Raw genomic sequence first — 26,620 nt, forward strand, 5'->3', positions numbered from 1 at the left:
GTCCGGCCCGGTTATAGGGGACCGCTTGGGCCCTTACAACGCAAGCTTCCTGAGCGGACGAGCTATGCGCCGGGCCATAATTGTCAATGCAAACATTGGTTAACGTTGGCCGCGCCGACGATATGTCACATAGGAGAAGTCGACGTTGTCGTCCGGACCTGCCGGATTTCGCACGCGCGCGACCTCCTCCCACTCCTTCGCATCGATGTTTTCGAACCGCGTATCGCCGTCCGGCCGGGCGTGGACCTCGGTGATCTCCAAGCGATCGGCGATGCCCATCCACTGCGCGTAGATCTCGGCACCACCGATGATTGCAATTTCAGTGGCGAAACGCCGCAGCGCGTCACCAAGCGCAATTGCGCGGGCGTTTTCGAGCGACGTCGTGACGATAGCGCCGCGCGCACGGTAGTTCGCATCGCGCGTCACCACGATGTTGGTGCGCCCCGGCAGCGGCCGGCGCAGGGACTCGAACGTCTTGCGCCCCATCACGATGGGCTTGTTCAGCGTCATCGCCTTGAGGCGCTGCTGATCGGATTTCAGCCGCCACGGAATTGCGTTGCCGCTCCCGATCACGCCGTTCTCGGCGACCGCAACGAGGAGCACGATCTCCATCAGCGCGTTCCTTCCGCGAGTGCCGACAGCGCCGCGCCGGAGACGCGGCAAATCGTCCATTCGTCCATCATCTCGCCGCCGAGCGACTTGTAGAATGCGATCGACGGCGCGTTCCAGTCGAGCACCGCCCATTGCAGGCGCGACCAGCCATTGTCGAGGCAGTGCTTCGCCAGATGCACCAGCAGCGCCTTGCCGATCCCCTTGCCGCGCAGCGCCGGGCGCACGAAGAGGTCTTCGAGGTAGATGCCGTGACGGCCGGCGAAGGTCGAGAAGTTGACGAACCAGACCGCGAAGCCGGCCGGCTCGCCGTTCCATTCGGCGATGTCGCAAAACAACCGCGGGCTTTCGCCGAACAGCGCTTCGGCGATATCGGCCTCGCTGGCATGGACCTCGTGCAACAGCTTTTCGTAGTCGGCGAGCTCGCGGACCAGCGAGAACACCAGTCCGGCCTCATCGGGCCGCGCGCGGCGGATGGTCAGCGACATCAGACCGCGACTTCGGCCTTGATATGCGGATGCGGGTCGTAGCCTTCGAGTTTGAAATCCTCGTAGCGGAACGCGAAGATGTCCTTCACGTCGGGATTGATCGCCATCGTCGGCAACGGCCGCGTCGGCCGCGTCAGTTGCAGCCGCGCCTGCTCGAGATGGTTCGAATAGAGATGCGCATCGCCGAGCGAGTGCACGAAATCGCCGGGCTTCAGGCCGGTGACCTGCGCGACCATCATGGTCAAGAGCGCGTAGGAGGCGATGTTGAAGGGCACGCCGAGGAAGACATCGCCGGAGCGCTGATAGAGCTGGCAGGACAATTTGCCGTTCGCGACATAGAACTGGAATAGGCAGTGGCACGGCGGCAGCGCCATCTTGTCGACCTCGGCCGGATTCCAGGCGCTGACGATCAGCCGCCGCGAGTCCGGATTGCGCTTGATCATCTCGATCACGTTCGAAATCTGGTCGATGCTACGGCCATCGGGCGCGGGCCAGGAGCGCCACTGCGAGCCGTAGACCGGGCCAAGATCGCCATTGGCATCGGCCCATTCGTCCCAGATCGTGACGCCGTTGTCGTTGAGATATTTGATGTTGGTGTCGCCGGCGAGGAACCAGAGCAGCTCGTGCACGATCGCCTTCAGCGGCAGCCGCTTGGTGGTCAGCATCGGGAAGCCGGCCGAGAGGTTGAAGCGCATCTGGTGGCCGAAGATCGAAAGCGTGCCGGTGCCGGTGCGGTCGTGCTTTTCGGCGCCGTCGGCGAGGATGCGTTCGAGCAGGTCGTGATACTGGTTCATGACTGGTTCTTGGCGGTCTTTTCGGAGCTTCGAGAGAACGGCGAATGTAGCGGCCAGGACCGCCGGTCAACACGCCGATTCGGCTGAACGCACCGATTATACCCTGAAAAATGAACACTCCCCCGGCAAACGACAAGGGCGGAACTCGCGTTCCGCCCTTTGCAGCCCTTGCTCTATCCGCTTGATCGCGCTGGATTAACTTGCCGGTTTGAGCACCGGGGTCCATTTCGCGATCTCGTTCTTCACGAGGGTCGCCAGCGCCTCCGGGGTGCGGTTGGCGGGCGCCGGGATCACGCTGCCGAGGTCGAGCAGGCGCTTGCGGACGTTGTCATCGTCGAGCGCCTTGATCGCCGCCGCGTTCAGCGTCGCGATGATCGCGGGCGAGGCTCCCTTTGGCGCGAACACCGCGTTCCAGGCCTGAGCCTGGAAGGCCGGCAGGCCGGCCTCCGTCGTGGTCGGCACCTCAGGCAGCGACGGGTTGCGCTCGGGCGTCGCGACCGCATAGGCCTTGATGGTGCCGGCCTTGATCTGCGGCACCGCATTGACGATCTGGTCGCACATATAATCGACCTGGCCGGCGACCAGCGCATTCATGGCAGGGCCGGTGCCGTTGAAAGGCACGCCGACCGGCTTGACGTCGAGGATCGAATTCAAGAGTTCGCAGGAGGCGTGCGAGACCGAACCGATGCCGGCATGCGCGGCGTTGACCTTCTCGGCATTGGCCTTCACGTAGGCGACGAACTCCTTCAGATCCTTCGGCGGAAAATCCTTGCGGGCCAGGATCAGGATCGGCGTGCCCGCGAGCAGCGCGACGGGCTCGAAATCCTTCTCCGGATGATAGGCAAGTTTCGGATAGAGCGGCACGGACGCGGCGTGCGTGCCCATGTGCCCTGTGATCAGCGTATAGCCGTCATTGGCGGCGCGCGCGGCACGCGTCGTCGCCGTGGTGCCGCCGGCGCCGACCACGTTCTCGATTACGATGCTCTGTCCGAGCGTCTGCGCCATGTGCGCGGTGACGATGCGCGAGATGACGTCGGTCGGACCGCCGGCTGCGAACGGCACGATCATGGTGATGGTGCGGGTCGGATAGTTTTGCGCTGATGCCGGCACGGCGAATGCGCCGAGCGCTGCAAATGCCGAAAGGCATGCGCCCGCAAGCGAGCGAATGGACATCATCTCAATTCCTCCCGGGAACGTTTGACCAATAAAAATGCCGGCCAAATCGGCCGGCATTTTCATTTCATGAGACGACAGCGCGAGTCGATTCGACTTCCGCCTGCGGCGCGCCGACGCAGGGTTGACGCTCCCTTGTTTGAGCATGATCTATCCGGAAAACCGCTTCACACTTTTCCGGATCATGCTCTAGCCCTCCGACTCGACGAACACTTCGTCGCGTTTCGCACGCAAGGCCGGCAGCACGGCAAGCACCAGGAGACCTGCCGCAATCGCCAGCAGCACCGCCGACAGCGGCCGCGACAGGAATACGCTCCAGTCGCCGCGCGAGATCAAGAGTGCGCGACGCAGGTTCTCTTCCATCAGCGGGCCCAGCACCATGCCGAGCAGCAACGGCGCCGGCTCGAAATCGTGCTTGATCAGCCAGTAGCCGACCAGACCGAACGCACCTGCGAGCACGACATCGACCGGCGCGTTGTTCACCGAGTAGATGCCGATCGCGCAGAACACCACGATCGAGGGGAACATCAGCCGGTACGGCACGCGCAGCAGACGGACCCAGATGCCGACCAGCGGCAGGTTGATGATAATCAGCATCAGATTGCCGATCCACATCGAGGCGATCATGCCCCAGACCAGGTCGGGCTGCTTCTGCATCACCTGCGGACCCGGCACGATGCCATGAATAGTCATCGCCCCGACCATCAGCGCCATCACCGCATTCGGCGGGATGCCGAGCGTGAGCAGCGGGATGAACGAGGTCTGCGCCGCGGCGTTGTTGGCGCTTTCCGGCGCCGCCACGCCCTCGATCGCGCCGCGGCCGAACCGCGACGGATTCTTCGCCAGCTTCTTCTCCAGCGTATAGGCCGCGAACGACGCGATCACGGCGCCGCCGCCCGGCAGGATGCCGAGGATCGAGCCGAGCACGGTGCCGCGCAGGATCGCCGGCGAGGAGTCGATTAGGTCCTTCCTGGTCGGCATCAGGCCGGTGATCTTCTGCTGCACCAAATTGCGATCCATCTCCGCGCCGTGGTCGAGGTTGCGGATGATCTCGGCGAAGCCGAACACGCCCATCGCCACGGTGGCAAAGCCGAGGCCGTCGGCGAGCTCGGGGATATTGAAGGCCATGCGCGAGGCGCCGGTCTCGATGTCGGAGCCGACCATCGACAGCAACAGGCCGAACACGATCATCGCGATCGCCTTCAGCACCGAGCCCTTGGCCAGCACCACCGCGAAGATCAGGCCGAGCACCATCAGCGAGAAATATTCGGCCGGGCCGAACGCCAGCGCGAGCTTGGTCAGCGGCGCGCCGAGCACGGCGATCAGCACGGTGGCGACGCAGCCGGCGAAGAACGAACCGATCGCGGCGATCGCGAGCGCCGGACCGGCGCGACCCTGCTTGGCCATCTGGTGGCCGTCGAGCGCGGTGACCACGGAGGTCGCCTCGCCCGGAATATTGACCAGGATCGAGGTGGTCGACCCGCCATATTGCGCGCCGTAATAGATGCCGGCGAGCATGATCAGCGCACCGACCGGCGGCAGGCCGAAGGTGATCGGCAGCAGCATGGCGACGGTGGCGATCGTGCCGATGCCCGGCAGCACGCCGACCAGCGTGCCGACCAGCGCACCGATCAGGCACATCAGAAGGTTGATCGGCGAGAATGCAACCACGAAACCGTGGGCGAGATTGGCAAACAGTTCCATCACGCCCTCACTGGATCAGGAAACGCGGGAACATCGGCATCGGAAGTCCCAGCACATAGGGGAAAAGCAGCGCGCAGCCGACTGTCAGGCAGGCGCCGACGATGATGGCTTCGATCCATTTCGTCTCATGCGAGCCCATCGCCGCGATCAGGAAAGCGGCAAAGGCGGAGACGACGAGCCCGAGCGGGCGGATCGCCAATGCGAAGAACACGATTGCCGCCGATACGAACAGCGGGCCGCGCCAGGAATACGGCGCGATGTGCGGGCCGTCCTTCAGAATTCCGACCAGCGCGACAGCGCCGCCGAGCAACAGCAGCAGCACGGCGAACATCCGCGGCGCGGTTCCGGCGCCGAACGAAAATCCGTGCATGCCCTGCAAATCGCTGGAGGCCCACAAGGCAAACAGCGCAACCGCCATCATGGCGAGCCCGCCGATAAAGTCCTGCGGGCCGCGCACCCATTTCGGCAAGATCGATTTGACCGGCGCCTCGCTCGGCGTATCGCTCATGACTTCGCTTCCCCCCGTCAGGGCTGTCCCGCCCGTATTGATTGAATGGCTTGGCTTGCGGTGCGTTGACCAAAAGCCTTGCTAGCGATTTTCGTCAGACAACGCCAGCAAAACCCAAGAGACCTCCGGCAAGCAACATCCACAAAGGATTGATCCGCGTCGCAAAAGCAAGCGCGGCTGCGACAATGGTGATCAGGACCGCGATCCAACTTTGGTCTGATGTCTGTGCCACGATCAGGCCTGAGGCGGCCATCAGGCCGATCGACAGCGGAACCAATGCCGCCTGGATGATCGCCGGCCAGCGCGCGTCGCGCGAACGATCGAGGAAACGGCTGACATAATAGGCAAGCAGCGCGGTCGGTCCGCACATCGCAACCGTCGCAGCCAATGCTCCGGCAACGCCTGCGACAGAATAGCCTATCAGCGTCACAATCAGCACGTTCGGTCCCGGCGAGAGTTGCGAGATCGCGAACACGTCGGCGAACTGCTTGTCGGTCAGCCAGTGATGCACGTCGACGGCAGCGCGGTGCATTTCGGGGATCGCCGAATTGGCGCCGCCGACCGCAAACAGCGACATCAGGCCGAAGGTCCAGAGCAGCGCCGCGATCGGGTTGGACTCCGGACTCATGCCTGCACCCTGCGGCGGGTCAGGATCGTGATCGCGAGGCTGAGCGGGATCGCCACCAGCAGCACGATCTGCAGCGGCCATCGGATCAGTCCGATCGCGACGAAAACCGCTGATAGAATGACGAGGCCTGTGACATCACGCCGCTTCAGGAGCGGCATCATCATCTTGAGGACGACGGCGAACAACAGCCCGACGGCGGCACAGGCCACGCCGGCGAGTGTCCGGCGCAGGATATCGATATCGCCGTAGCGGGCGTAGAGCGCGGCAAGGATGGTCGCGATCACCATCGGCGGCCCGACCAGCCCGGCAAAGGCCGCCAGCCCGCCCGCGATGCCGCGGAAGCGCGAGCCGAAAACGACCGATAGGTTGACGATGTTCGGACCTGGCAGGAAATGGCACAGCGCGAAGGTCTCGTTGAACTCCTCCGCCGTCATCCAGCGGTGCTGTTCAACGATCGCCCGCCGGGCCCAGACCAGGACCCCGCCAAAGCCGGCCAGCGACATCTTGGCAAAGGCTAGGAACAGCTCGAGCAGGCCGGGCTGCAGGGCTGGAGACGGTGCGGGGGCATCCGGCGCCGGGGTGGCAACCGGCGGGGATTCCGGGAGCATGGGCAAAATCTAGAACGGCGTCAGGATGCCGGCCAACCCAAATCGGCGTGTTTTCACAGCGGAAAGGGTCTGAATCGGCTCTGTTTTTCTATCGCTTTGCCGCTATATTGGGGGTGCCGGTTCGCCGGCTATGGAAATAAATGACCGTCGCAATAAACCATTCGGACCCGGGGGCGGTACCCGGCGCCTCCACCAAAACCCATCTGAGCCCCCTTCGGTGGCTTTTGGCGGGGGCGAAATAGGATCGACGAGGGCGTAAAGGGCGTGTTTTTTCTCGGTATGGTTCCGCCGTTATCGGGCTAATGCAATAGTTGCCAACGACAACTTTGCTCCGGTTGCTCAGGCTGCGTAACGCAGTTTGAAAGACCATCTTAAAGTCCTAGCGGGTTAAGCTCCGCTAGGCGGGGTTCGGAGGCACCTGGCAACAGAAGCCTCCACTTATTCTCGAATGGGCGTCCGCCCCTATTTCAGCCGCCAGCCCTGCTGATTTCCGGCTCCCGGCGAGGTAGCATGGGGCCAAAGGGGGCGAGTCGGATCATCCGGCGAGCCTCACCAGCTATTTGCGAAGCGACAGGATCACCATGGCGACCGATCACATCCGATATGACGTGCTGGCGCGCGATGCGCTGCGCGGGGTGCTGCGCCGGGTCCTGTCGGACGCGGCCGAACATGGCCTGCCGGGTGAGCACCATTTCTACATCACTTTCCTCTCGCACGGCGACGGCGTGAAGCTGTCGCCGCGGCTGCTCGCGCAGTATCCGGAGGAGATGACCATCATCCTGCAGCACCAGTTCTGGGATCTGGTGGTGACGGAAGATCGGTTTGAGGTTGGCCTGTCGTTCGGCGGGATTCCCGAGCGGCTCAACGTGCCGTTTGCCGCGGTGACGCGTTTCCTCGATCCGTCGGCACCGTTCGACCTGCGATTCGACGTCTCGGACGCACTGTCCGAGGAAGCTCCTCCTGCGACGGCACCGGCCGCTCCCCTCCCCGCACCGGCTGCTCGGGCGGCGGTGGAGACCGAGACGGCCGAGACCGAGCAGGAGCCTGCAAAGCCCAGCGAAGGCGCCGAGGTGGTGCGGCTGGACCGCTTCCGCAAGAAATAATCTAAACGCAGATCGATCCTCGACCTTGTAGGATGCGAGCAGGAGCGGGATGACAGATCGTCATCCCGGACTATCTTCTGCATGAACGTGTCTTCGCGCGGCCGCTTTCGTGCTGCCGCGGCGGAGAGCCGGCGCCATGCCGGATCACGTGCTGATGACGCAACGGAGAGCATTCATGGCTCAGTCGACGACACCATCCAACGCCGCCACCCGTAGCGAGACCGACAGCTTCGGTCCGATCGACGTCGCCGCCGATCGCTACTGGGGCGCGCAGACCGAGCGCTCGCGGCAGAATTTCAAGATCGGCCACGACCGGATGCCGATCGCGATCATTCATGCACTCGCCATCGTCAAGCTCGCGGCGGCCGAGACCAACCGCGAACTCGGCCAGCTCGATGCACGCCGCGCCGACGCCATCATCGGCGCCGCCAGGGAAGTGATCGACGGCAAGCTCGACGATCATTTTCCCCTCGTCGTGTTTCAGACCGGCTCGGGCACGCAGACCAACATGAACGTGAACGAGGTGATCGCCAACCGCGCCAACCAGATGCTCGGCGGCGAGCTCGGCGCCAAGCAGCCGGTCCATCCGAATGATCACGTCAACATGAGTCAGTCGTCGAACGACTCGTTTCCGACCGCGATGCATATCGCAGCAGCGGACCGCATCATCGCCGACCTGATCCCTGCCCTCACCGGGTTGCATCAGGCGTTGCACCAGAAGCAGGAGGCGTTCGCCAAGATCGTGAAGATCGGACGCACGCACACCCAGGACGCGACACCGCTGACGCTCGGCCAGGAATTCTCCGGTTACGCCGCGCAGGTCGAGAGCGGCATCGCGCGGCTGCACACCGCCGTGAAGGAGCTGTTTCCGCTCGCGCAGGGCGGCACTGCTGTTGGCACCGGCCTCAACTCGAAGCCGGAATTCGCGAGCGCCTTCGCAAGGCATGTCGCCGCGATTACCAAGCTGCCGTTCACCAGCGCCGCCAACAAGTTCGAGGCGCTCGCTTCCAACGACGCCTATGTGCTGGTGCATGGCGCGATCAATTCGGTGGCGACCGGCCTGTTCAAGATCGCCAACGACATCCGCTTCCTCGGCTCGGGCCCGCGCTCGGGCCTCGGCGAATTGATCCTGCCCGAGAACGAGCCGGGCTCCTCGATCATGCCGGGCAAGGTCAATCCGACCCAGTGCGAAGCGATGACCATGGTCTGCTGCCAGGTGTTCGGCAATCAGACCACCATCACCGTCGCCGGCAGCCAGGGCCATTTCGAGCTGAACGTGTACAAGCCCGTGTTGGCATATTGTATGATAAATTCCATTCAGTTGCTGTCTGACGTTGTCCGCTCATTTACTGAGCATTGCGTTGTCGGCATACGCGCCGACGAAAAGCGCATCAACGAGCTGATGCAGCGCTCGCTGATGCTGGTGACCGCGCTCGCGCCGAAGATCGGGTACGACAACGCAGCGAAGGTCGCGAAGTCCGCGCATGCGCACGGAACGACGTTGAAGGAAGAGGCTTTGCGGCTCGGATTTGTGTCCGCGGATGAATTTGATCGCCTCGTGCAGCCGGACAAAATGACACACCCCGGCTGAGCGGACGACGCGCAATGTCCGGATAATTACGGTCAGCGCGCGTGATATAATTATGGACCATAACGCCTAAAGACTAAGGCTGTTTGCCTATCAGCTCTGCGCTGGCGCATGGTACAGACGTCTAGTTTTCGCAGAGCGAAACGGATTCTTTGATGCTATCACAAGCATCAAACGGGGATTCGGGATGGGTATCGAGCCGGGCGCGCAGCGCGATCGCTCTTGCTTTCGTCACGATGCATCACCAATTCCGCTTTGGGGACGATGAGGACGACGAGCATGGGCGACGTGGTCAACTTGAAACGATTCAAGAAGCGCGGTGAGCGCGAACAAGCAGCGAAGCAGGCCGAAGCCAATCGTGCGCTATTCGGTCGCACCAAATCTGAACGAGCGCGTGACGAATTTCTCGGCGAGCGCAGCGCGCGTGCGCTCGATCAGCACCTCCTGGATCCGAAGCGTATCGACAGTGGAGACGCATCATGAAGTCTCCCGTCGTCAAGCGTTCGATCGTCGTTGCCGGTCACAAGACCAGCGTCAGCCTCGAGGAAGCCTTCTGGAACGGCATGAAGGAGATTTCCGGTCTGCGGAACATGACGCTGTCGGAATTGGTCGGCGAGATCGACAGCAACCGTCAGCAAGGCAATTTGTCCTCCGCTATCCGGCTTTTCGTGCTCGACTATTTCCGCTCGCGCGCCACTCCGGCCGTGCCGACGGATGTCAGGCCGCAGCAGGTCGACACGCGCCAGCAGGCCTGACGGCCCTCACCGACCGTCGCTACGGCAGACGGTCGTTCCACGGCGCGGACTTCAGCATGAAGGTCAATCGTATTGTCGCGAACGTTGCCGCATCTGACATCGCGGCAGCGAAGTCATTCTATCGCGATATCCTGGGCCTCGAGCCGTTGATGGATTTCGGTTGGGTTGCGACTTACGGCTCATCCGAAACGATGCAGGTTCAAATCAGCTTCGCTTCCGAAGGTGGCTCCGGCACGCCGGTGCCTGATCTCTCGATCGAGGTCGACGACCTCGATGAAGCGCTGCACCGGATGCAGGCTGCCGGCATCGCGATCGAGTACGGTCCGGCGGACGAGCCTTGGGGCGTGCGGCGCTTCTTCGTCCGCGATCCGTTCGACCGGCTGATCAATATTCTCCAGCACCAATCGTGAGCCGGCGCGTCGTTTGACGCGTTTCTTCACGCGAACCGGCGCCTGCTTCGCTTGAAATCGCGTTTCTAGTTCTGCATCGCCGGTCGCGGCGGCGGATTGGCGACCTGTGGCGTCAGCGACAATGGCGGTCGCAACGGCCTCGACCTGGCCGCGCCGGGCACCGGCTTGATCTCGATCGGCGGCGGCAACGGCGCCAGCTGCGGCTGGCTCACGATCGGCGCAGGCGGCGCAATGACGGGCGCGGCGGCGACCGGCGGGACTGCCGGCGGCCGCGGCGCAACGATCTTCGGCTTCGGCGGCACGCGGCGCGGATCGGGGCCGGGCGCCGGCAAGTTGGCGGAAGGCACTCCGGCCGAATTCGAGTTGGACCCATCAGGCGCCGGCGCGGCGGGGGGCGGAAGGGCCGCCGGGGTCGGCGGCGGCGCGGGCTCGCCGCGTTCGATCGCATCGAGCCGTTTTGTCTCCCGGTCGATCGCGCGCACCGCGAGCCACGACGACAACGCCGCAATGTCGATGCTGCGCGACAATCCGTCGGGCGTGCCCACGGCAAGCAGCTGGATTTCCGGGCGGCTGTTTGTGGTGCCGACCTGCGTCGATGCCAGCGCGGCGCGGATGTCGGCCTGGTCGGCCGGAATGTCGTAGCCGCCGGACAGGATGACATTGGCGCCGCTCGCCGCGAGCGTGGTGGCACCAACCCGGATGCGGCCGTCGCGGATGTTGAAGGGAATTTGCGCCGAAGCAACCGACAGCGGACCTGCCGCGAGCGCCGGTTCGACGATCTGCCTCAACCGCGTATCGTCGGTCGCCTGCCCGGAATCGCTGGCGCGGATCGCAACGTCGAACGCGCGCGGATCGAGGCCTGGAAGGTTCAGCCCGTCGAGCGTCACGGCGCCGCTGCCGGACAACGCGCCGATCAGCGCCGAAGCGCTGCGGCCCTGCGTCAACAACGTCATCTGCATTGCGGCACGTCCCTTGGGCATCGCGAGACTGCGATAGCGCAAGGCCGAAGCGTCGACGCCCGACAGCTGCACATTTGCATTCAAGGCAAGTCCATTAACGCCCTGTCGCGCATCGATGGAAGCGCTCGCCTCGCCGCCGCCGATCTTGCCCTTGATGCCGTCGAAGGTCAGCGACTGCCCGTCCGACCTGATGCTGCCGCTGACCGGCTGCAGCTCGGCGCCGCCCGGCAGCAGACCGTGCAGCGCTTCGAACGTGACCCTGCCGCGCCAGGCGCTCGTCAGCCCCAGGCCGAGCGGCTCCGTCGCATCGTGCCCAGCCGCGCCGATCGCCGCAACGAAGATCGGCGCGAGCGAGATCTGATCGAGGCCGACTTCACCATCGATGCTCTTCTGATCGCCGAGCGTCAGCGCCAGACGGCCGCGCAGCCGCGACCCCGCGACGATGCTGTCGAGATCGTCGAAGGTCAGTTTGTCGCCCGCGAGCGTCAGCTTCGATGACAGGCGGACGTTCGCGGCGGGATCGGATGATTTCAGATTGAGCAGCGGACTGATGTCGGCGCTGCGGACGCGGAGGCTGACACTCGATTTGCTCTCGCTGGCGCCGTCCTTGGTCCACGGTTCGGCAGTCCCTTCCGCATCAGCGTCGAGCCCCGCGCCCCAGAGCCTGGCCTTGAGCCTGAGCGGCGCGTGCCACGCGCCGATCACGGTGCCTTCGAACTGCGTCGCGCCCGCGCCGGCTGCGACCGCATGGTCGAGCCCAAGCAGCGCCAGCAGCGCATTGCCCTCGGCGGCGGAGACTTTCGCCTCGGCTGTCACCTCGCTGCGGCGAATTGCATCGAAATCCAGCGCGCGGATCGCGGCGACCGGCGGCGTCGCCGAGATCAGCGTATTGCCCTTGAGCTGCGGCGTGTCGAGATCGAGCGTCGCGCGCGCGCTGACGTGATCCGCGGCCTTGCCCTTACCGAGGTCGAGTGCGAGCTTGGCGCGGACCGGACCGGCATCCGCGCGGAGCACGCCGAGCCGCGCGGCAAGCGCCGGCGCGAAGGGCTGAACGACGGCCGTCAGCCGGGCGAGCGAGGCGGCGGTCGCGTCAACCGCGAGCCTGCCGGTCGAATTGGCGCGGTCGAAATTGCCGCTGCCGTCCAGCGTGACATTGTCGGGCTGACCTATCTTCACGCGCTCGAGCACGATGCTCTTCGGGCTGTAGGCGATCTTTGCCAGCAGCGGTCGCAATTCCTGCCCCGAGGAGATTGCGCGACCGACGTCGAGCGAGAGCTGCGCCTCGTCAGGCCATTCGGCTTGCGGACCGGCCAGCGAGCGGATGAAGGTCGCGGTCGCATCGAGATCGAGCCGTTCCGCCTTCAACTGTGCCTCGACCTTCGATCCGCTCGTCGCCTCGCGATGCGCGACCGCGATGCGGCCCTCGAGCGCGCCGCCCTCGATCTCCGCCTTCATGGCGTCGATCGAAAAGCCCGATGGCGACACCGTGACGTCGCCGCGCAAGCGGAGCGGCTTCTGGCTGCGATAGGCGATGTCGCCCCGCCCCTGCAGCCAGGTCATCAGCGTATCGGGATCGGACGATTCGATGTTGAGCGCGGTCTTGAAGCTGTTCGCGACCCCGGCTTGCGCGCTCGCGCCGCTCATCGAGACCCGCGTGGAGCCCGGCGCGCGAAACTCCAGCCGGCGCACCGTCCATGATTTCGCATCCGATTGCAGCTCGGCCGAGATGTCCTGCAACGGGCGGCCGCCCAGCATGACCTGCTCGGACGTGAACTCGACCTGCGCCGGTATCGGGCTTTGCGGAAGACCCGACAACACCGCGCGCATGGCCGGCAGCACGCGCACCGGCTCGACATTGCCGTTGCCGCCGTCCTTGGCGTTATCTTTGGCGGAGAACCTGTCGCCATCGAGCTGCCGCGCCGAGAGCGAGGCACGCAGCAGCGGCGATGTGCCGAACCGCAGATCGCCATTGCCCGCGAGCTTCAGCGCACGGTCCTCGGCGCCATAGCTCACCTCGACCTGGTCGAGACGCGCCGCCGAATAGTCCGACTTGACCTTGGCTGCGATCCGCCAGGACGGCATGTCGCTGCCGCCGCGCTGGCCCGGCGTGCCTGCCAGCGTCACGGTGCCCTCGAACCGCGGCGCGCGGGCGTCGAAGGTCAGGATGCCGTCGAGGTCGGCCGACACCGGCCGCTGACCGGGATCGATGTTGAAATGCAGGCGGGTGCCGCTGCCATCAGCGCTTTGCCCCGAGGAGATCCGAAACGGGTAGCGGTTGCCGTCGAACATGAAATTGCCGTCGCCGCGGATCGCGCCGGCCAGCGAGCGGACATCGCCGCTGAAGGCAATGTCGTTCAGCTCGAGCGTGCTGCGGCTCGCGGCATCGTGCAGCGCGACGCGGCCGGTCAGATTGAGACGGTCGATCGCCAGCGACGCCAGATTGAAGGTCCCGCTCGAGGGCGACCAGTCGATCCGCCCCTTCGGGTCGAGCCCGAGATCGAGCGACAGGCCGTTGATGGTGAGCTCGTTCGCGCGCACTTCGCCGCGCATCAGGGAGCTCAGGCTGAACTCGACGTCGAGATTGGCGGCCCGGACCTTGCCGATGTCGTTGGCGCCGCCGACGGTGACGGTTTTCAACCGCAGCGAGGGAGCGGGCAGCAGACGCGCGTCCAGATTGCCGGCGACGCGAACCGGCGCGCCGATGATCTTGGACGCCTCCGCCTCGAACTGCGGCCTGAACTGGTTCCAGTCTACGAAATACGGACCGACCAGCGCAGCGACCAGTGCCAGAATGAAGGCGATTGCCAGGCCGAGCAGCGTCGTCTGCACGGTGTCTCCCTTTGAGCCCGCTCCGCGGCAGCCTCCTTATGCTGAACCCTTTGCCAACCCTTGGCCGGAGCAACCCAAATATAGAGACAAGTATGGCGAAGTCACAGCGGCTTTACCGCTGTGACGCCGGGTGGAATGTGGATTTCCGTTCAAGCGTGCGTGCGCTCCGGCCGTCGCGGCAGGAACGCCGCCCTGCCGCCGATCCGGAATGTCACCAGCTCGCCGGGAGCCGCTTCAGCCCGCGCAGCACGAAGGTCGGCCGCCACTCCGGATTTTCCGCGTCATCGAGCCGCAGGTCGGGGATCCGGCGCAGCAGCGTCGAGATCGCGATCTCGGCCTCGATCCGCGCCAACTGGGCGCCGAGGCAGAAATGGATGCCGCCGCCGAACGACAGCGGCTTCACGTTCGGCCGCTGGATGTCGAGCTTTTCGGGATGGTCGGGATAGACCGCCTCGTCGTGATTGGCCGAGCCCAGCAGGCACAGCACGCTTTCCCCCTTCGGGATGCGCTTGCCGCCGAGATCCTCGATGTCTTCCAGCGCGACGCGGCCGGTCAACTGCACCGAGGAATCGTAGCGCAGGAACTCCTCGATCGCGTTGGTGATCAGGCCCGGATTGGCCTTCAGCAGCGCGAGCTGGTCCGGGTTGCGGAACAACGCGAGCAGGCCGTTGCCGATCAGGTTCACGGTCGTCTCGTGGCCGGCGCCGAACAGCAGGATGATGTTGGCGGTCAGTTCCTCGTTGGTCAGCTTCTGGCCGTTCTCCTCGGCCTGCACCAGCTGGGTGGTGAGGTCGTCACCGGGCTGCTTGCGGCGCAGCTCGAACAGCTGATGGAAATACATCGCGGCCATCGCATTGCCGGCGTTGCCCTGCTTGATCTCCTCCGCCGAGAGCGGCACCGGCTCGAGCAGGCGTCCGCCGTCGCGCGAGCCGTTGTAGAAGGCCTCGCGATGCTCCTCCGGGATGCCGAGCATGTCGCAGATGATGGTCACCGGCAGGCGGAACGCGAAATCCTCGATCAGGTCCATCTTCCCCTGCGGAATGATGCGATCGAGCGTCTCGTCGACAACGTGCTGGATGCGCGGGCGCATGTCCTCGACCCGGCGCGCAGTGAACGCTTTCACGACGAGGCCGCGCAGCCGGGTGTGATCCGGCGGATCCTGCTGCAGCATCCAGTGGCTCATGCTGCGGATGACCGGCTCGTCCATGATCTTGGGACCGTAGCGACGGATCGAGCGCTCGACGTAATCCTTGCCGAACCGCTTGTCGCGCAGCACGAGGCTCGCCTCCGCGTGGCGGCTGGCGACGAACGCGCCGTGCGCGTTGACATGCATCGGATCGAGGCGGCGCAGCCGCTCATAATACGGATAGGGATTGCGAATGAATTCGGGTGCCAGTGGATCGAAAAGCGGATCGCCGCTGGCCGGCTGAACTTGCTCGTTCATGGTGACCTCGTTCGCTCGCTGCACCAGTGCCTGTAGCGTGGTGCGCCTTGGTGTCATCCTCAAGACCGCACCACAAATGTGCGGCTGTTCTGGTTCTGCAATTCAATACACTCTTGTATCGAGTTGCATTCTGCCCTAAAATGCGCCGATGTCAAGGGTTCGAACCAGACCGACACGGGACGACACCTGCGAGAAGCTGTTCGAGGCAGCGGCGCGGGTGTTCGAGGAACAGGGCATCGGCGGCGCCAGCATCGAGGCGATCGCGGCCGCGGCGGGCTTTACCCGCGGCGCCTTCTATTCGAACTTCAAGAGCAAGGACGAGTTGATCTTCGCGATGCTCGAGGATCACGTCGAGCAATCGATCCGGCGCAATCTCGATCTGCTCGCCAAGCACAGCGACCTCGCCGACTTCCTGGAGGCACTGCGCACAGTGGATCGCAGCCGGCAGGATCCGCTCGGGCGCTCGCCTCTCCTGCATATGGAGATGATCCTGTTCGTGGCGCGCGCCGAGAAGCGCCGCCCTGAACTCGCCAAGCGGCTGCGCGCGCGGCGCAAGCTGATCGCCGACATCGTCGAGACCGCGCAGAAGAACAGCGGCAGGAACGCCAGACTCAATCCGGACTGGACCGGCGCGATCGTGCTGGCGCTGGAAGATGGCTTCCGCCTGCACCGCCTGATCGATCCGGACACCACGCCCGCCGACAGTTGCCTGCGCGCGATCACCGACCTGCAGCGGGCGATCGGCGTTTCATCCGCCTGATCTCTTAAAGCGCGATGAGATTGGATTGATCATCATCGCGCTTTAGCTCGTTGTCTAAGCATGATCTTTTCGGAAAACCGCTTCGCACTTTTCCGGATCATGCTTTAGGCCGCGCTTGCGACCTTGTGCATCTGTCCGGCGACGGCGCGGACCTTGCGGGGCGAAGCCTGCCAGATCGCCAGCGCCGACAGCAGGCTGACGGCGATGCCGAGCACGAACGCGCTGGTATAGCTGCCCGAGAGATCATAGAGCTGTCCCGTGATCCATGGGCCTGCGGCACCGCCGGCGAGCGCGGCCAGCATCACGGTGCCGAAGATGCTGCCGTAATGCTTGCCCTGGAAGATCTCGAGCACCACCGGTCCCATCACGGATGTCAGGCCATAACCGAGCGCGCCCTGCGTGAAGACCATGAGATAGATCAGCGCCATGCTCGGCCAGTATTTCAGCGCGGCGAGCGCGGCAAAGCAGATCACGAAGCCGAAGCAGGAGATCGCCCACACCCATTCGCGGCCGATGCGATCGGACAAATGCCCGAGCCAGATCTGGCCGGGAATGCCGAGCAGGCTGACGACGCCGAGCGCCCAGACGCCGACACTGGAGCTGAAGCCGATATCGAGCAGGAATTTGGTCTGGTGCACCTGCACCGCATACCAGATGTACAGGCCGCAGAAGTAACCAATCGCGATCCACCAGAACCGCGCGGTGCGCAACGCGCGCGACAGTGTCCAATCGGTACCGGCCCATACCGGATCGACGATGTTCGATGCCGGTTTCGCTGATGTGGCGGTCGGCGCGGCATCGCCGTCCGGCTGCAGGCCGATGTCCTCCGGCCGCTTGTGCAGCAACAGATTGATCGGCGCGAGCACGACCAGCACCATGATCCCCATCGCGGTGCAGGCGGTGCGCCAGCCGGTGTGCTCGATCATGTGCTGCACCCATGGCAGCAGCGTCACCGAGCCGATCCCGACGCCTGCAAACGCGAGCCCGATCGCCAGCCCGCGGCGGCGGATGAACCAGTTCGGCACGAACAGCGATTGCCCGGAATAGCCGAGGCAGACGCTGCCGGCGCCGACCAGCACGCCGATGGTGAGATAGAGATGCCAGGGCTGCGTGGTCAGCGGCGCCAGCAGCAGGCCCGAGCTCATCAGCAGGACACCGAGCTCCATCACCGCGCGCGGCCCGCCGCGGTCCATCAGCCGGCCGATCAGCGGGCTTGCGATCGCGGAAGCGACAAACCCGAACGAGAATGCGCCCGCGGTGATGCCGCGCTCCCAGCCGAATTCCGAGATGATCGGCGGATAGAACAGCGAGAATGCCGTCCGTGCGTTGACGCCGATCGCCATGGTGACGAACGTCACCGCGACGATGGTCCAGCCGTAGAAGAAGGGAAGCCGCATGACCACCTTGTGTCAGACCTGAATTGAACTGTCGATGCCCGCGATTTCCATCAGCCGCTCAGCGCGTGGCTTTCATGGCCGAAATAGGCGCGCTCGAGCCGGTGGGCGAGATCGCTTTCGCCGGTCACAGCCTCCAGCGCGATCGCGCCCTGCACCAGCGCGTAGACCCGATCCGCACACGCCAGCGCCTTCTCGAGCAGCTGTTCGACCAGCAGCACCGAGGTGCCCTGCTCGCGCAACCGTCCGATGACGTTGAGGACGCGATCGACCAGCACCGGCGACAGCCCCGCGGAGGGCTCGTCGAGCATCAACAGCCGCGGACGGCGGACCAGCCCCTGCGCCACCGTCAGCATTTGCTGTTGCCCGCCCGACAGCGCGCCGCCGCGCTCATGCCGCTTCTCGGCGATCTCGGGAAAGAATGACAATGCCTCCTCGACGCGCACGGCGCGCTCCGCGCGTGGCAGGTCGTAGCCGGCGAGCAGCAAATTGTCGGTCACGGAGATCTGCGTGAACACGCGATGGCCCTCGATCACGTGAACGAGCCCGGCCCGCGCGGCATCGCGCGGCGTGGCGTTGGTCATCTCGCGGCCGCCGAACCGGACCTGCCCGGCATTGACCGGCAGCAGACCCGACATCGCGCGCAGCAGCGTGGTCTTGCCGGCCCCATTGGGACCGAGCAGCGCGACGACCTCGCCGGCAGCGATCGTGATGTCGATGCCGTGCAGCACGCGGATCTTGCCGTAGCCGGACTCCAGCGCGCCCACTTTGAGCAGAGGTTCAGCCGCCGAGGTAAGCACTGACGACCTCCTTGTGGACGCGGATCTCCGCCGGCGTCCCCGCCGCCAGCGTGCGGCCGAGATTGAGCACGGTAACCTGGTGGCAGATGTCGAAGATCAGATCGGCATGATGCTCGACCAGCAGCACGCCGGTGCCGCGGCCGCAGACCGCCTTGATCAGGGTGGCGAGCCGCTCGATCTCATCATTGGAGAGACCGGCCGCGGGTTCGTCGAGCAGCAGGAAATCCGGATCGAGCATCAGCGCGCGTGCGATCTCGATGAAGCGCAGCTCGCTGTGCTGCAGACGGTCGGCGCGCACATCGGCGAGCGCCTCGAGGCCAACGACGCCGAGCAGCGCGCGAGCCTTCTCGGCCAACATACGCTCGTCGGCACCGTTACGCGGCAGCGCGAGCATTGCCTCGACGAAGTTGGCCCGGCCCTCGATCGAGCCGCCGATCATGACATTCTCCAGCACCGAGGCTTCGCCGATCACGCGCGGCGTCTGGAAGGTGCGCGCGATGCCGCTGGCTGCGCGCTTGACCGGCTGGCCCGCGGGCAACATCTCGTCGCCGAGGGTCATGGAGCCGGCCTTGGCGGCGTAATAGCCCGAGATCACGTTGAGCGTGGTGGTCTTGCCGCTGCCGTTCGGCCCGATCAGGCCGTGGATCTGGCCTGGAGCGACATCGAGGTCGAGGCCGTCGATCGCCTTCACATTGCCGAAGCTGAGCGCGATGCCGCGCAGCTGCAGCGTCTTGCCGCCGTCGCGCCGGCGCACGATGTCGGCAAGCGCGGCCGGGCGCGGCACGATGGCGCGGTTGCTGGCGAGCGGACGGCGGTTGCGGAAATCGAGCAGCGCCGCGATGCCGCCGGGCATCACCAGCACGATCAGGAGCAGCAGCACCGCGTAGAGGAAGGTCGACCACGCCGCCAGCGGCGCCGCGATCTCGGGCAGGATGGTCAGGATGATGGTGCCGAGCATCGGCCCGAGGATCGAACCGCGGCCGCCGATCAGGATCGCGATGAAGAACAGCACCGAGAGATCGAAGGTGAAGGCGTCGGGCGTGATGTAGGTCTGCAGCGTCGCGAACAACCCGCCGGCGATCGCCGCCAGCGCACCGGCAAACAGGAAGATCGCGATCAGCATGTTCGGCTTCGAGATGCCGCTGGCCTCAGCGGCGACCTCGGCGTCGCGCACCGCGATCAAAGCGCGGCCGAAGCGGCTGCGCGCGACATTGGCGCTCATCCAGGTCGTGAACGCGGCAAACGCGATGCAAAGGACGTAGAAGCCCCACGGCGTGTTGAACGGCGCCGGGAATTCCGGACCGGCGATACCGATGCCGCCGCCGGTCACGCTCTGCCAGGCCAGCGCGATCTGGGTCACGATGGTCGCAAAGCCCAAGGTCGACATCGCGAAATAGAAGGTGCGCAGGCGCAAGGCCGGCAGACCGACGATCACGCCGAAAATCGCGCCGATCAGGCCTGCGACCGGCAGAGCGGCAAACACCGGAATGGCCGGCATCACATTGCCGGCGACCAGCACGCTGGTCGTGTAGGCGCCGAGCGTCAACAGCGCGACATAGCCGATCGCAAGGTGACCGGCAAAGCCGACCACAAGGTTGAGACCCGACACCAGCACCCAGTAGATCGCCATCCGAGTGCAGATCAGCACCCAGTAATCATTGCTGACGAAGGGCAAGAGCACCGCCAGCACGAGAATGCCGAGGAACGGCAGGATGTGCGGCAGCGCGGTGCGCCATGCACCGCTATCGGTTCGGGGCGGTGCGGCTGCGACCGAGGTCATCACACCCTCCGCGCGGTCGAGGCGCCGAACAGCCCCTGGGGAGCTGCGAGCAGCACCACGATGAACAGCGTGAACACCGCGACCGAGGAGAAGATGCCGCCGACCAGGAAGTTCGCCGCCTGCTGGAACAGGCCGAGCGCCAGCCCGCCGATGATCGCGCCCCGGTTGTTGCCGAGCCCGCCGAGCGCGACCGGCACGAAGCCGTAGAAATTCAGCAACGCGCCGTTGGCGAAAAAGGCCAGCAGCAACTGCCCGCCGGAAAATCCGGCGATGCCGCCGACCATTCCGGCGAGCGCGTAGCTCGCGACGCGCAGATTGCGCTCCGGCAGGCCGAGCGCCCGTGCCGCGAAATTGTCCTCCGCGATCGCGAGGAACGCGCGGCCGACCAGGGTGCGGCGGTAGAGATATTCGAGGCCAATGATGGTGATGGCGCAGGCCACCACCGGCAGCCAGAATTTCTCATCGAGCACGCCCTCGCCGAATCCTGCGATGCGCGGGAACGGCTGCGGCTCGGTGCCCCATTTGATCGCCGTGATTTGCTGGATCATCAACGCGACCGCCAAGGTCGAGAGCACGTAGAGATGCTGGTCGAGGCTTTTGAGCACGGGCCGCACCGCGACGAATTCGGTGATGATGCCGATCACCGCGCAACAGAGCAGCGTCAGCACGAAGCCGACAGCGATCGGCAAGCCGAGCTTCAGCGTAAACATCGAGCCGAACACGCCGCCGAGCATCGCAAGCTGGCCGGCGGTGAAGCTCATCACCCGCGAGGTCGAGAACATCGTGTTGTAGGTGACGCCGACCAGCGCGTAGATCGCGCCCGCCGCGAGACCGGATGCAAGGATCGAGGCCAGCATCGGCTGCGCCCTCGCCCTGCTATGTGTAGCCCGGCGCCAGCGCGAAGGTGCCGTTCTTGGCGGTCGAGGATTCCGACATCACGATCTCTTCGGTCAGATAGCCGTTATGCTCGGTCGGTGAGAAGCGGTAATTGCCGAAATAGCCGGGATAGGTCGACAACGAATTCCAGTACTTGATGATCCCGGCGCCGTCGGTCGAGCCGCTTTCCGCGACCGCCTTGGCGATCAGCTCGATGCAATCGATGCCGCCCGCGACCCACCACAGCAGCGTATCGTTCAGCGCGACATTGGCCTTGGTCAGTCGCGCGACCAGATCCTCGCTCTTCGGCGGCAGCTTGCCGGCGCTGTCATAGCTGCAGCTCTTGTAGCCGATCGCATAGACCTTCTTCCAGTTCTCCGGCTTGGCGACCAGGCTTGCGAGCTCGCCCGACGCCATCGAGGGGTGGCCGACGAAGGGAACGTCCCAGTTCATCGTGGCGCGGGTGTTGAACATCCGCGCCTCCATGCCGGTCGAGACGCTCCACACCACGATCGCCTCGGCGCCGGCGTTCTTGGCGCGCAGCATGTCCGGCGTCATGTCGGGCTGCGTGGCGTCGATATTGGCCTGATAGACCACCTCGGCGCCGTCCTTCTTGAATGCCGCGACCGAGGCGCCGACCGCGGTGACGCCATAGCCGGTGGTGTCGCCGATCACCGCGACCTTCTTCACCTTGAGGATCTTGAGGCAATAATTGCGCACCGCATCGTCCCATTGGTTGTTCGACGGCGCGATGCGGAACGCGTTGGGGTACTTCACCGGATCGATCAGGGTCTCGACCACGCAGGGGTGCAGGTCCGGCATCTTGGCACGCGCCATGATCGGCGTCGTCGCCAGCGCCTCGCCCGAATTGAGCGGCCCCCAGATCGCGTGAACCTTGGCCTGGCTGATCAGCTCCTGGGTGGCGTTGACCGCCTTGGTCGGATCGCCCTGGGTGTCGCGCATGACCAGCTCGATCTTGCGGCCCTTGCCCCCTCCGGCGCCGTTGATGGCATCGACGGCAAAGTTGACGCCGCGGTTGAAGCCGACGGTCGGCGCCGAGCTCGGGCCGGTGATCGCCGCGAGGCAGCCGATCTTGATCGGTTCCGATTGTGCGATCGCAGGGGCCGGGAAGGAGAAAGATGCGGCGCCCAGTGCGCCGGCGCTGCCCAATAATACGTCACGGCGAGACATGGCCATGTGATGCACTCCCTGTTTCCCTCTCGGCGCCCGTCGTTTGTTGCGCGACGTCCGTTGATTACTTGACCGCGCGCTCAGCGGCCGCGGTTTGCAAAATCGAGTTTGGGCTGCATGCGAAGCTCTTGTCCAGCCCCGCGGACGGCATTGCGCCTTGTCGAACTTTCATAGCCGCGGCCGCCGCGTCCAGTGCTCGGCATTGACGGCGCCGACAGGCACCTCGCCGGCGACGATCTTCGCCACCTGGCGCACGGTCTCCGAGGACTGATGCTCGATCGCCTGCGGCGTCAGGCCGCCGACGTGCGGCGTTGCGATCACATTGTGCAGCTTCGCAAGCTCCGGCGTCGGCATCTGGTCGGGCGCCCGGCCGACATCCATCGCCGCCCCCGCGATGCGGCCGTCACGCAGCGCCTCCGCCAGCGCCGCCTCGTCGACGAGATTGCCACGCGACAGGTTGATGAAGAACGCATGCTTCTGCATCCGCGCCAATGCGGCCCGCCCGATCAGGTTCTCGGTCTGCGCGTTGGCGATCGCGAGGCAGACGACGTAATCGGCGCGCGCCAGCAGGTCGTCGAGCGAAAGATGCGCGATCGCCGCGTCATCGATCGCTGCGAAGGGATCGGCGACCAGCACGTTCATGCCGAGCGCCTTGGCGATGCCGGCCAGATAGCGCCCGATGCTGCCATAACCGATGATGCCGATCGTGCTGCCCGCAAGCTGCCGGCCCATCACGACCTCGGGCGCCCTGCCCGCGTGATAGTCGGCTGTCGCGCGGGAGACGCCGCGCGACAGGTCGACCATGAAGCCGAGCGCGAGCTCGGCGACCGACTGAATGAAGCCGGCGCTCGCCTGCGTCACCAGCACGCCGGCTGCAGATGCCGCCGCAACGTCGATATTGCGGATATCGACCGCACAGCGCACGAAGGCACGCAGCCTGGGTAACCGCGGAAAAATCTCGCCGGGTCCTTGGGTCATGCGATCGGCGACGATGATGTCGACATCGGCCGCGGCCTCGATCAATGACGAGGCGTCGAGCGCCTCGTCACCTTCATGCAGCCTGACGTCGGCGACCGCGCGCAGGCCGTTCAGGCTGCGCTCGCCATAATAGTCCCGGCGCATCTGCGGCGTATGAGCGAGCAGCACCTTCACGATCGCCTCCCCTAATAGCCGAGCGCATGCGGCAGCGCCGTGCTGATCGCCGGCACGAAGGCGATCACCAGCAGGCACAACAACAGCAGGCCGAGATACCCCGCGATCGGCTTGATGGTCTGCTCGATCGGCACATTGCCGATCAGGCAGGCGCCGTAGAGCCCAAGACCAAGCGGTGGTGCAAAGAGACCGAGCCCCATCGCGATGACCAGCACAACACCGAAATGCAGGGGATCGATGCCGAGCTTGACCGCGACCGGCAGCAGCAACGGGCCGAAGATGATCAGCGCCGCGGCACCTTCCAGCACCGAGCCCATCACCACCAGCACCAGGATCGACAGCAGCATGAACAGCCAGACGCCGTGGCTGCCCGAGATCGCCAGCATGAGCTCGCCGACCGCGTGCGGCACCTGCTGCAGCGTCAGGATGAAGGCCAGCGATTGCGCGGCGGCGACGATGAACAGCACCAGCCCCGAGCGAACCGCCGATTGCACGAAGCAGTGCGCGAGGCTCTTCACGCCGAGCTCGCGAAACAAGAGGCTGCCGACGGCAATCGCGTACACCGCGGCAAAGGCCGAGATCTCGGTTGCGGTGGCGAAGCCGCTCTTGAAGCCGAAGAAGATCATGAAGATCAACCCGAACGAGGCGATCGCGCCGGTCCACAGGCCCGAGACCGCGGCGCGCGGCTCGGCTTCCACGTTCGCGGCCGGGCGCTTGCCGAAGATGATCGACACCGCGATCAGCGCCAGCGCCATCAGCGCAGCCGGCAGCATTCCGGCGACGAACAGGCCGCCGATCGACAGATTGGCGACGAAGCCGAGAATGATCAGGTTGATGCAGGGCGGAATGGTTTCCGCCATGACAGCAGAGGCGGCGAGCAGCGCCACGGCGCCGCCTGGATTCTGCCGCGAGCGGCGCGCCGCCGGGATCAGCACCGAGCCGACCGCTGCGACGTCGGCCATCTTGGAGCCGGAGATGCCGGAGAACAGCACCATCGACATCACCATCACGACGTTGAGCCCGCCGCGCATCCGCCCGACCGCGCGCTGCAACAGCTCGATCAGCCGCACCGACATGCCGTTGGCTTCCATCAGGTAGCCGACCAGGATGAAAAACGGGATCGCCAGCAGCACGAAATTGTCGATGCCGCGCGCCATCTGCTGCGCGAAGATCACGCCGGGCAGCGTGCCCTCGACCCAGATGAAGATCAATGCCGCGAGCGCCAGGGCAAAGCCGATCGGCAGTCCGCCGAACAAAGTGAGGAAGAAGCCGATCAGCATCAGCGTTTGCGACGACGGCACCGATGACGGTGCAAGCGCATCCCAGGCGAGATAGAGACCGGCGATGACGGCCGTCACGACGATTCCTGCCACCATGTCGCGCAGCGGGCGGCCACACAATGTCTCGAAGGCGAAGATCGTCATGAACGTCGCGCCGACGCCCATCGGATAGAACGTCCACTCCAGCGGCAGGCCGGAGCCCGAAGTCTGCCCGGTGGTCAGCCAGCCCATCTTGATGGCGTTGAACGCGACGGTGCCGGCAATGATGGTAACGAGCAGCGCGCCGACCGCGTCGACAACCCGCCGCACGCCCGGCGGCAGCATGTTGACGAAGAAGGCGACGCCGAGATTCTCGCTGCGTGCGAGCGCGCTCGCGGCGCCGAAGAAGCTCGACCCGACCATCAGGCCGCGGGCGACGTCGTCGGACCATTCGACCGGCGCATTGAACAGGAAGCGGGCCAGCACCGAGACGCAGACCACCACGAGGTCCGCGGCGAGCAGGATCGCGGCGATCGCATCACTGATGGCGAGCAGCGGCGCCGTGATCCGATCCGTGCTGCTTCTCGTCGCAATCGCGGCGACCGACATGCGCCGACCTCAGGCCTGGGTGGCGCGGATCAGATCGACGACGGCCTTGGCCTCGGGCCGCGCCTTGATGAAATTGTCGGTCTGCGGCAGCACGCGCTTGCGGAACGCCTCCTTGTCGCACTCGACCACCGTGATGCCCTTCTCCACCAAGCTCGCCAATGCCTCCTTCTCCACCGCGAGCCCATGCGCGCGGGTGTCGGTCGCGGCCGTCTTCGCCGCATCAAGGAAGCCGTCGCGCAGCTTGGGGGCCATGCGATTGAAGGTGGTGTCGCTGAAATAGACCGCGAGCGGCGAGAAGATATGCTGGGTCAGCGCGTAGTGCTTCGCGGTCTCGTAGAACTTGCTGGCCATGATGGTCGGCGGATCGTGCTCGAGGCCGTCGAGCACGCCGGCCTGCAGCGCCGTGTAGATCTCGCCGAATGCCAGCGGCGTCGCCGCGGCCCCCATCAGCCGCAGGCATTCGGTGATGATCGGATTCGGCAGCGTGCGGATCTTCAGACCGGCGAGATCCTCCGGCGTCTTCACCGGCTTCTTCGCCAGCACGCTGCGTGCGCCGAAATTATAGGCCCAGGCGATGATGTGGATGCCGGCGCCCTTGAGCAGCGCATCCTCGATCGGCTTCGCCGCGCCGGCGTCGAACGCCTTGGTTTGCTGCTGGTAACTGGTGAAGAGGTAGCCGAGGTCGAACGTTCCGACCAGCGGCACGAGGTTGGCAGAGATCGACGAGCCCGAGACCATCAGGTCGATCACCCCGAGCTTCACCGAGTTGATGACGTCGATCTCCTGACCGAGCTGGTTGTCGGGGAAGAAGGTGACCTCGATCTGCTCGCCGAGCCCGTTCGCCTTCAGGCTCTTGACCAGGTTGTCGTAGTAGACCCGGCCGTTGGCGTATTTGGGGTCGTTCGGAAGCGACGACGAGCACCGCATCTTCATGGCCGCGGCCTCGGCGCGGCCGATGATGGCCGGCGCGGCGGCGAGCCACGCTGCGGCAGCGGCCGACGACCGCAATGCAATACGGCGGCTCACGCGCATCGACGTCATGGTGGCGCTCCTCTCCAGGAACGGATCGTTGTTGTGGCCGCGACGCTGGCTGGCGCGAGCTTGGCAGACCATTTGTCATAATGTATGACAAATGAAATGCGGTTGCGCAAGAGCGCGGCTCCGCGGCGGCGCAGACAGCAACCCCAGCGAGGCATCCG

24 protein-coding genes and 1 other RNA gene are annotated in these 26,620 nt (G+C 65.2%); 7 read left to right on the top strand and 18 right to left on the bottom strand.

Features of this window, described 5'->3' with window-relative positions; all coding sequences use genetic code 11:
• Window positions 1–99: 99 nt before the first annotated feature.
• From FBZ93_RS28485 to FBZ93_RS28520, 8 genes are all read right to left on the bottom strand, one after another.
• Complete coding sequence (locus tag FBZ93_RS28485) at window positions 100–612, bottom strand: dihydrofolate reductase (protein ID WP_146990545.1); 513 nt, start codon at window positions 610–612, stop codon at window positions 100–102.
• Entirely contained in the window at window positions 612–1,097 is a 486-nt protein-coding gene (locus FBZ93_RS28490) for a GNAT family N-acetyltransferase (protein ID WP_146990547.1), read from the bottom strand. Before FBZ93_RS28490 ends, FBZ93_RS28485 begins: the two co-directional genes overlap by 1 nt.
• Entirely contained in the window at window positions 1,097–1,891 is a 795-nt protein-coding gene (locus FBZ93_RS28495) for a thymidylate synthase (RefSeq protein WP_050628412.1), read from the bottom strand. The genes FBZ93_RS28490 and FBZ93_RS28495 overlap by 1 nt, the downstream gene beginning before the upstream one ends.
• A gap of 195 nt (window positions 1,892–2,086) precedes the next feature.
• A complete protein-coding gene (locus FBZ93_RS28500) occupies window positions 2,087–3,067 on the bottom strand; it encodes a tripartite tricarboxylate transporter substrate-binding protein (RefSeq protein ID WP_146990548.1) in 981 nt (326 codons plus the stop codon).
• Window positions 3,068–3,253: 186 nt separating this feature from the next.
• Complete coding sequence (locus tag FBZ93_RS28505) at window positions 3,254–4,768, bottom strand: tripartite tricarboxylate transporter permease (RefSeq protein ID WP_167529251.1); 1,515 nt, start codon at window positions 4,766–4,768, stop codon at window positions 3,254–3,256.
• 7 nt (window positions 4,769–4,775) lie between these two features.
• Window positions 4,776–5,276, bottom strand: a complete 501-nt coding sequence (locus tag FBZ93_RS28510) for a tripartite tricarboxylate transporter TctB family protein (protein ID WP_146990552.1) — start codon at window positions 5,274–5,276, stop codon at window positions 4,776–4,778.
• 94 nt (window positions 5,277–5,370) lie between these two features.
• Window positions 5,371–5,904: a chromate transporter gene (locus FBZ93_RS28515; RefSeq protein WP_146990554.1), complete on the bottom strand. Its 534-nt coding sequence runs from the start codon at window positions 5,902–5,904 to the stop codon at window positions 5,371–5,373.
• Window positions 5,901–6,512 carry a chromate transporter gene (locus FBZ93_RS28520; protein ID WP_208764076.1) on the bottom strand — a complete coding sequence of 204 codons (612 nt, stop codon included), beginning with the start codon at window positions 6,510–6,512 and terminating at the stop codon, window positions 5,901–5,903. The genes FBZ93_RS28515 and FBZ93_RS28520 overlap by 4 nt, the downstream gene beginning before the upstream one ends.
• Before the next feature lie 76 nt (window positions 6,513–6,588).
• On the opposite strand from FBZ93_RS28520, the gene ssrA reads away from it, so the two are divergent.
• From ssrA to FBZ93_RS28550, 6 genes are all read left to right on the top strand, one after another.
• Window positions 6,589–6,951: a transfer-messenger RNA gene (ssrA, locus tag FBZ93_RS28525) on the top strand.
• A 142-nt stretch (window positions 6,952–7,093) separates the two neighbouring features.
• A complete protein-coding gene (locus FBZ93_RS28530) occupies window positions 7,094–7,615 on the top strand; it encodes an SspB family protein (RefSeq protein WP_050421036.1) in 522 nt (173 codons plus the stop codon).
• Between the two features lie 175 nt (window positions 7,616–7,790).
• Window positions 7,791–9,206, top strand: a complete 1,416-nt coding sequence (gene fumC, locus FBZ93_RS28535; protein WP_146990556.1) for a class II fumarate hydratase — start codon at window positions 7,791–7,793, stop codon at window positions 9,204–9,206.
• Between the two features lie 276 nt (window positions 9,207–9,482).
• Window positions 9,483–9,686, top strand: coding sequence for a DUF4169 family protein (locus FBZ93_RS28540; RefSeq protein WP_074128041.1), 204 nt, complete (start codon window positions 9,483–9,485; stop codon window positions 9,684–9,686).
• Window positions 9,683–9,958, top strand: coding sequence for a ribbon-helix-helix domain-containing protein (locus tag FBZ93_RS28545; RefSeq protein WP_021077181.1), 276 nt, complete (start codon window positions 9,683–9,685; stop codon window positions 9,956–9,958). The genes FBZ93_RS28540 and FBZ93_RS28545 overlap by 4 nt, the downstream gene beginning before the upstream one ends.
• A 56-nt stretch (window positions 9,959–10,014) precedes the next feature.
• Window positions 10,015–10,368, top strand: coding sequence for a VOC family protein (locus FBZ93_RS28550; RefSeq protein WP_146990558.1), 354 nt, complete (start codon window positions 10,015–10,017; stop codon window positions 10,366–10,368).
• A 65-nt stretch (window positions 10,369–10,433) separates the two neighbouring features.
• Here FBZ93_RS28550 and FBZ93_RS28555 read toward each other — a convergent pair whose 3' ends face one another.
• Together FBZ93_RS28555 and FBZ93_RS28560 are read right to left on the bottom strand one after the other, a co-directional pair.
• Window positions 10,434–14,156, bottom strand: a complete 3,723-nt coding sequence (locus tag FBZ93_RS28555) for an AsmA family protein (protein ID WP_146990560.1) — start codon at window positions 14,154–14,156, stop codon at window positions 10,434–10,436.
• Between the two features lie 211 nt (window positions 14,157–14,367).
• Entirely contained in the window at window positions 14,368–15,600 is a 1,233-nt protein-coding gene (locus FBZ93_RS28560; RefSeq protein WP_167529252.1) for a cytochrome P450, read from the bottom strand.
• A 148-nt stretch (window positions 15,601–15,748) separates the two neighbouring features.
• Here FBZ93_RS28560 and FBZ93_RS28565 point away from each other — a divergent pair, with 148 nt between their 5' ends.
• Window positions 15,749–16,360, top strand: coding sequence for a TetR/AcrR family transcriptional regulator (locus FBZ93_RS28565; RefSeq protein WP_146990564.1), 612 nt, complete (start codon window positions 15,749–15,751; stop codon window positions 16,358–16,360).
• A 104-nt stretch (window positions 16,361–16,464) separates the two neighbouring features.
• On the opposite strand, the gene FBZ93_RS28570 is transcribed toward FBZ93_RS28565, so the two are convergent.
• From FBZ93_RS28570 to FBZ93_RS28605, 8 genes are all read right to left on the bottom strand, one after another.
• Window positions 16,465–17,757, bottom strand: a complete 1,293-nt coding sequence (locus tag FBZ93_RS28570; protein WP_146990566.1) for an MFS transporter — start codon at window positions 17,755–17,757, stop codon at window positions 16,465–16,467.
• A 50-nt stretch (window positions 17,758–17,807) separates the two neighbouring features.
• Window positions 17,808–18,554 carry an ABC transporter ATP-binding protein gene (locus tag FBZ93_RS28575; protein WP_167529253.1) on the bottom strand — a complete coding sequence of 249 codons (747 nt, stop codon included), beginning with the start codon at window positions 18,552–18,554 and terminating at the stop codon, window positions 17,808–17,810.
• The gene (locus tag FBZ93_RS28580) at window positions 18,535–20,334 is read right to left on the bottom strand and encodes a branched-chain amino acid ABC transporter ATP-binding protein/permease (protein ID WP_146990569.1); all 1,800 of its coding nucleotides are present in this window, start codon (window positions 20,332–20,334) and stop codon (window positions 18,535–18,537) included. The genes FBZ93_RS28575 and FBZ93_RS28580 overlap by 20 nt, the downstream gene beginning before the upstream one ends.
• Window positions 20,334–21,191, bottom strand: coding sequence for a branched-chain amino acid ABC transporter permease (locus tag FBZ93_RS28585; protein ID WP_146990571.1), 858 nt, complete (start codon window positions 21,189–21,191; stop codon window positions 20,334–20,336). The genes FBZ93_RS28580 and FBZ93_RS28585 overlap by 1 nt, the downstream gene beginning before the upstream one ends.
• 19 nt (window positions 21,192–21,210) lie before the next feature.
• On the bottom strand, window positions 21,211–22,407 hold the full coding sequence (locus FBZ93_RS28590) for an ABC transporter substrate-binding protein (protein ID WP_246667688.1): 1,197 nt from the start codon (window positions 22,405–22,407) through the stop codon (window positions 21,211–21,213).
• A 162-nt stretch (window positions 22,408–22,569) separates the two neighbouring features.
• Window positions 22,570–23,553 (bottom strand): NAD(P)-dependent oxidoreductase, encoded by a 984-nt coding sequence (locus FBZ93_RS28595; RefSeq protein ID WP_146990573.1) that lies wholly within the window; start codon window positions 23,551–23,553, stop codon window positions 22,570–22,572.
• A gap of 11 nt (window positions 23,554–23,564) precedes the next feature.
• A complete protein-coding gene (locus FBZ93_RS28600) occupies window positions 23,565–25,421 on the bottom strand; it encodes a TRAP transporter large permease (protein WP_146990574.1) in 1,857 nt (618 codons plus the stop codon).
• A 9-nt stretch (window positions 25,422–25,430) separates the two neighbouring features.
• Window positions 25,431–26,462: a TRAP transporter substrate-binding protein gene (locus FBZ93_RS28605; RefSeq protein ID WP_146990576.1), complete on the bottom strand. Its 1,032-nt coding sequence runs from the start codon at window positions 26,460–26,462 to the stop codon at window positions 25,431–25,433.
• Between the last annotated feature and the right edge of the window lie 158 nt (window positions 26,463–26,620).

This window comes from Bradyrhizobium macuxiense, from assembly GCF_007993935.1.
Lineage (GTDB): Bacteria > Pseudomonadota > Alphaproteobacteria > Rhizobiales > Xanthobacteraceae > Bradyrhizobium > Bradyrhizobium macuxiense_A.

What these genes read in the sequence shown, in the direction of transcription:
- FBZ93_RS28485 (WP_146990545.1), bottom strand. Translation starts at nt 612, where the DNA reads ATGGAGATCGTGCTCCTCGTTGCGGTCGCCGAGAACGGCGTGATCGGG.
- FBZ93_RS28490 (WP_146990547.1), bottom strand. Translation starts at nt 1,097, where the DNA reads ATGTCGCTGACCATCCGCCGCGCGCGGCCCGATGAGGCCGGACTGGTG.
- FBZ93_RS28495 (WP_050628412.1), bottom strand. Translation starts at nt 1,891, where the DNA reads ATGAACCAGTATCACGACCTGCTCGAACGCATCCTCGCCGACGGCGCC.
- FBZ93_RS28500 (WP_146990548.1), bottom strand. Translation starts at nt 3,067, where the DNA reads ATGATGTCCATTCGCTCGCTTGCGGGCGCATGCCTTTCGGCATTTGCA.
- FBZ93_RS28505 (WP_167529251.1), bottom strand. Translation starts at nt 4,768, where the DNA reads ATGGAACTGTTTGCCAATCTCGCCCACGGTTTCGTGGTTGCATTCTCG.
- FBZ93_RS28510 (WP_146990552.1), bottom strand. Translation starts at nt 5,276, where the DNA reads ATGAGCGATACGCCGAGCGAGGCGCCGGTCAAATCGATCTTGCCGAAA.
- FBZ93_RS28515 (WP_146990554.1), bottom strand. Translation starts at nt 5,904, where the DNA reads ATGAGTCCGGAGTCCAACCCGATCGCGGCGCTGCTCTGGACCTTCGGC.
- FBZ93_RS28520 (WP_208764076.1), bottom strand. Translation starts at nt 6,512, where the DNA reads ATGCTCCCGGAATCCCCGCCGGTTGCCACCCCGGCGCCGGATGCCCCC.
- FBZ93_RS28530 (WP_050421036.1), top strand. Translation starts at nt 7,094, where the DNA reads ATGGCGACCGATCACATCCGATATGACGTGCTGGCGCGCGATGCGCTG.
- fumC (WP_146990556.1), top strand. Translation starts at nt 7,791, where the DNA reads ATGGCTCAGTCGACGACACCATCCAACGCCGCCACCCGTAGCGAGACC.
- FBZ93_RS28540 (WP_074128041.1), top strand. Translation starts at nt 9,483, where the DNA reads ATGGGCGACGTGGTCAACTTGAAACGATTCAAGAAGCGCGGTGAGCGC.
- FBZ93_RS28545 (WP_021077181.1), top strand. Translation starts at nt 9,683, where the DNA reads ATGAAGTCTCCCGTCGTCAAGCGTTCGATCGTCGTTGCCGGTCACAAG.
- FBZ93_RS28550 (WP_146990558.1), top strand. Translation starts at nt 10,015, where the DNA reads ATGAAGGTCAATCGTATTGTCGCGAACGTTGCCGCATCTGACATCGCG.
- FBZ93_RS28560 (WP_167529252.1), bottom strand. Translation starts at nt 15,600, where the DNA reads ATGAACGAGCAAGTTCAGCCGGCCAGCGGCGATCCGCTTTTCGATCCA.
- FBZ93_RS28565 (WP_146990564.1), top strand. Translation starts at nt 15,749, where the DNA reads ATGTCAAGGGTTCGAACCAGACCGACACGGGACGACACCTGCGAGAAG.
- FBZ93_RS28570 (WP_146990566.1), bottom strand. Translation starts at nt 17,757, where the DNA reads ATGCGGCTTCCCTTCTTCTACGGCTGGACCATCGTCGCGGTGACGTTC.
- FBZ93_RS28580 (WP_146990569.1), bottom strand. Translation starts at nt 20,334, where the DNA reads ATGACCTCGGTCGCAGCCGCACCGCCCCGAACCGATAGCGGTGCATGG.
- FBZ93_RS28585 (WP_146990571.1), bottom strand. Translation starts at nt 21,191, where the DNA reads ATGCTGGCCTCGATCCTTGCATCCGGTCTCGCGGCGGGCGCGATCTAC.
- FBZ93_RS28590 (WP_246667688.1), bottom strand. Translation starts at nt 22,407, where the DNA reads ATGGCCATGTCTCGCCGTGACGTATTATTGGGCAGCGCCGGCGCACTG.
- FBZ93_RS28600 (WP_146990574.1), bottom strand. Translation starts at nt 25,421, where the DNA reads ATGTCGGTCGCCGCGATTGCGACGAGAAGCAGCACGGATCGGATCACG.
- FBZ93_RS28605 (WP_146990576.1), bottom strand. Translation starts at nt 26,462, where the DNA reads ATGACGTCGATGCGCGTGAGCCGCCGTATTGCATTGCGGTCGTCGGCC.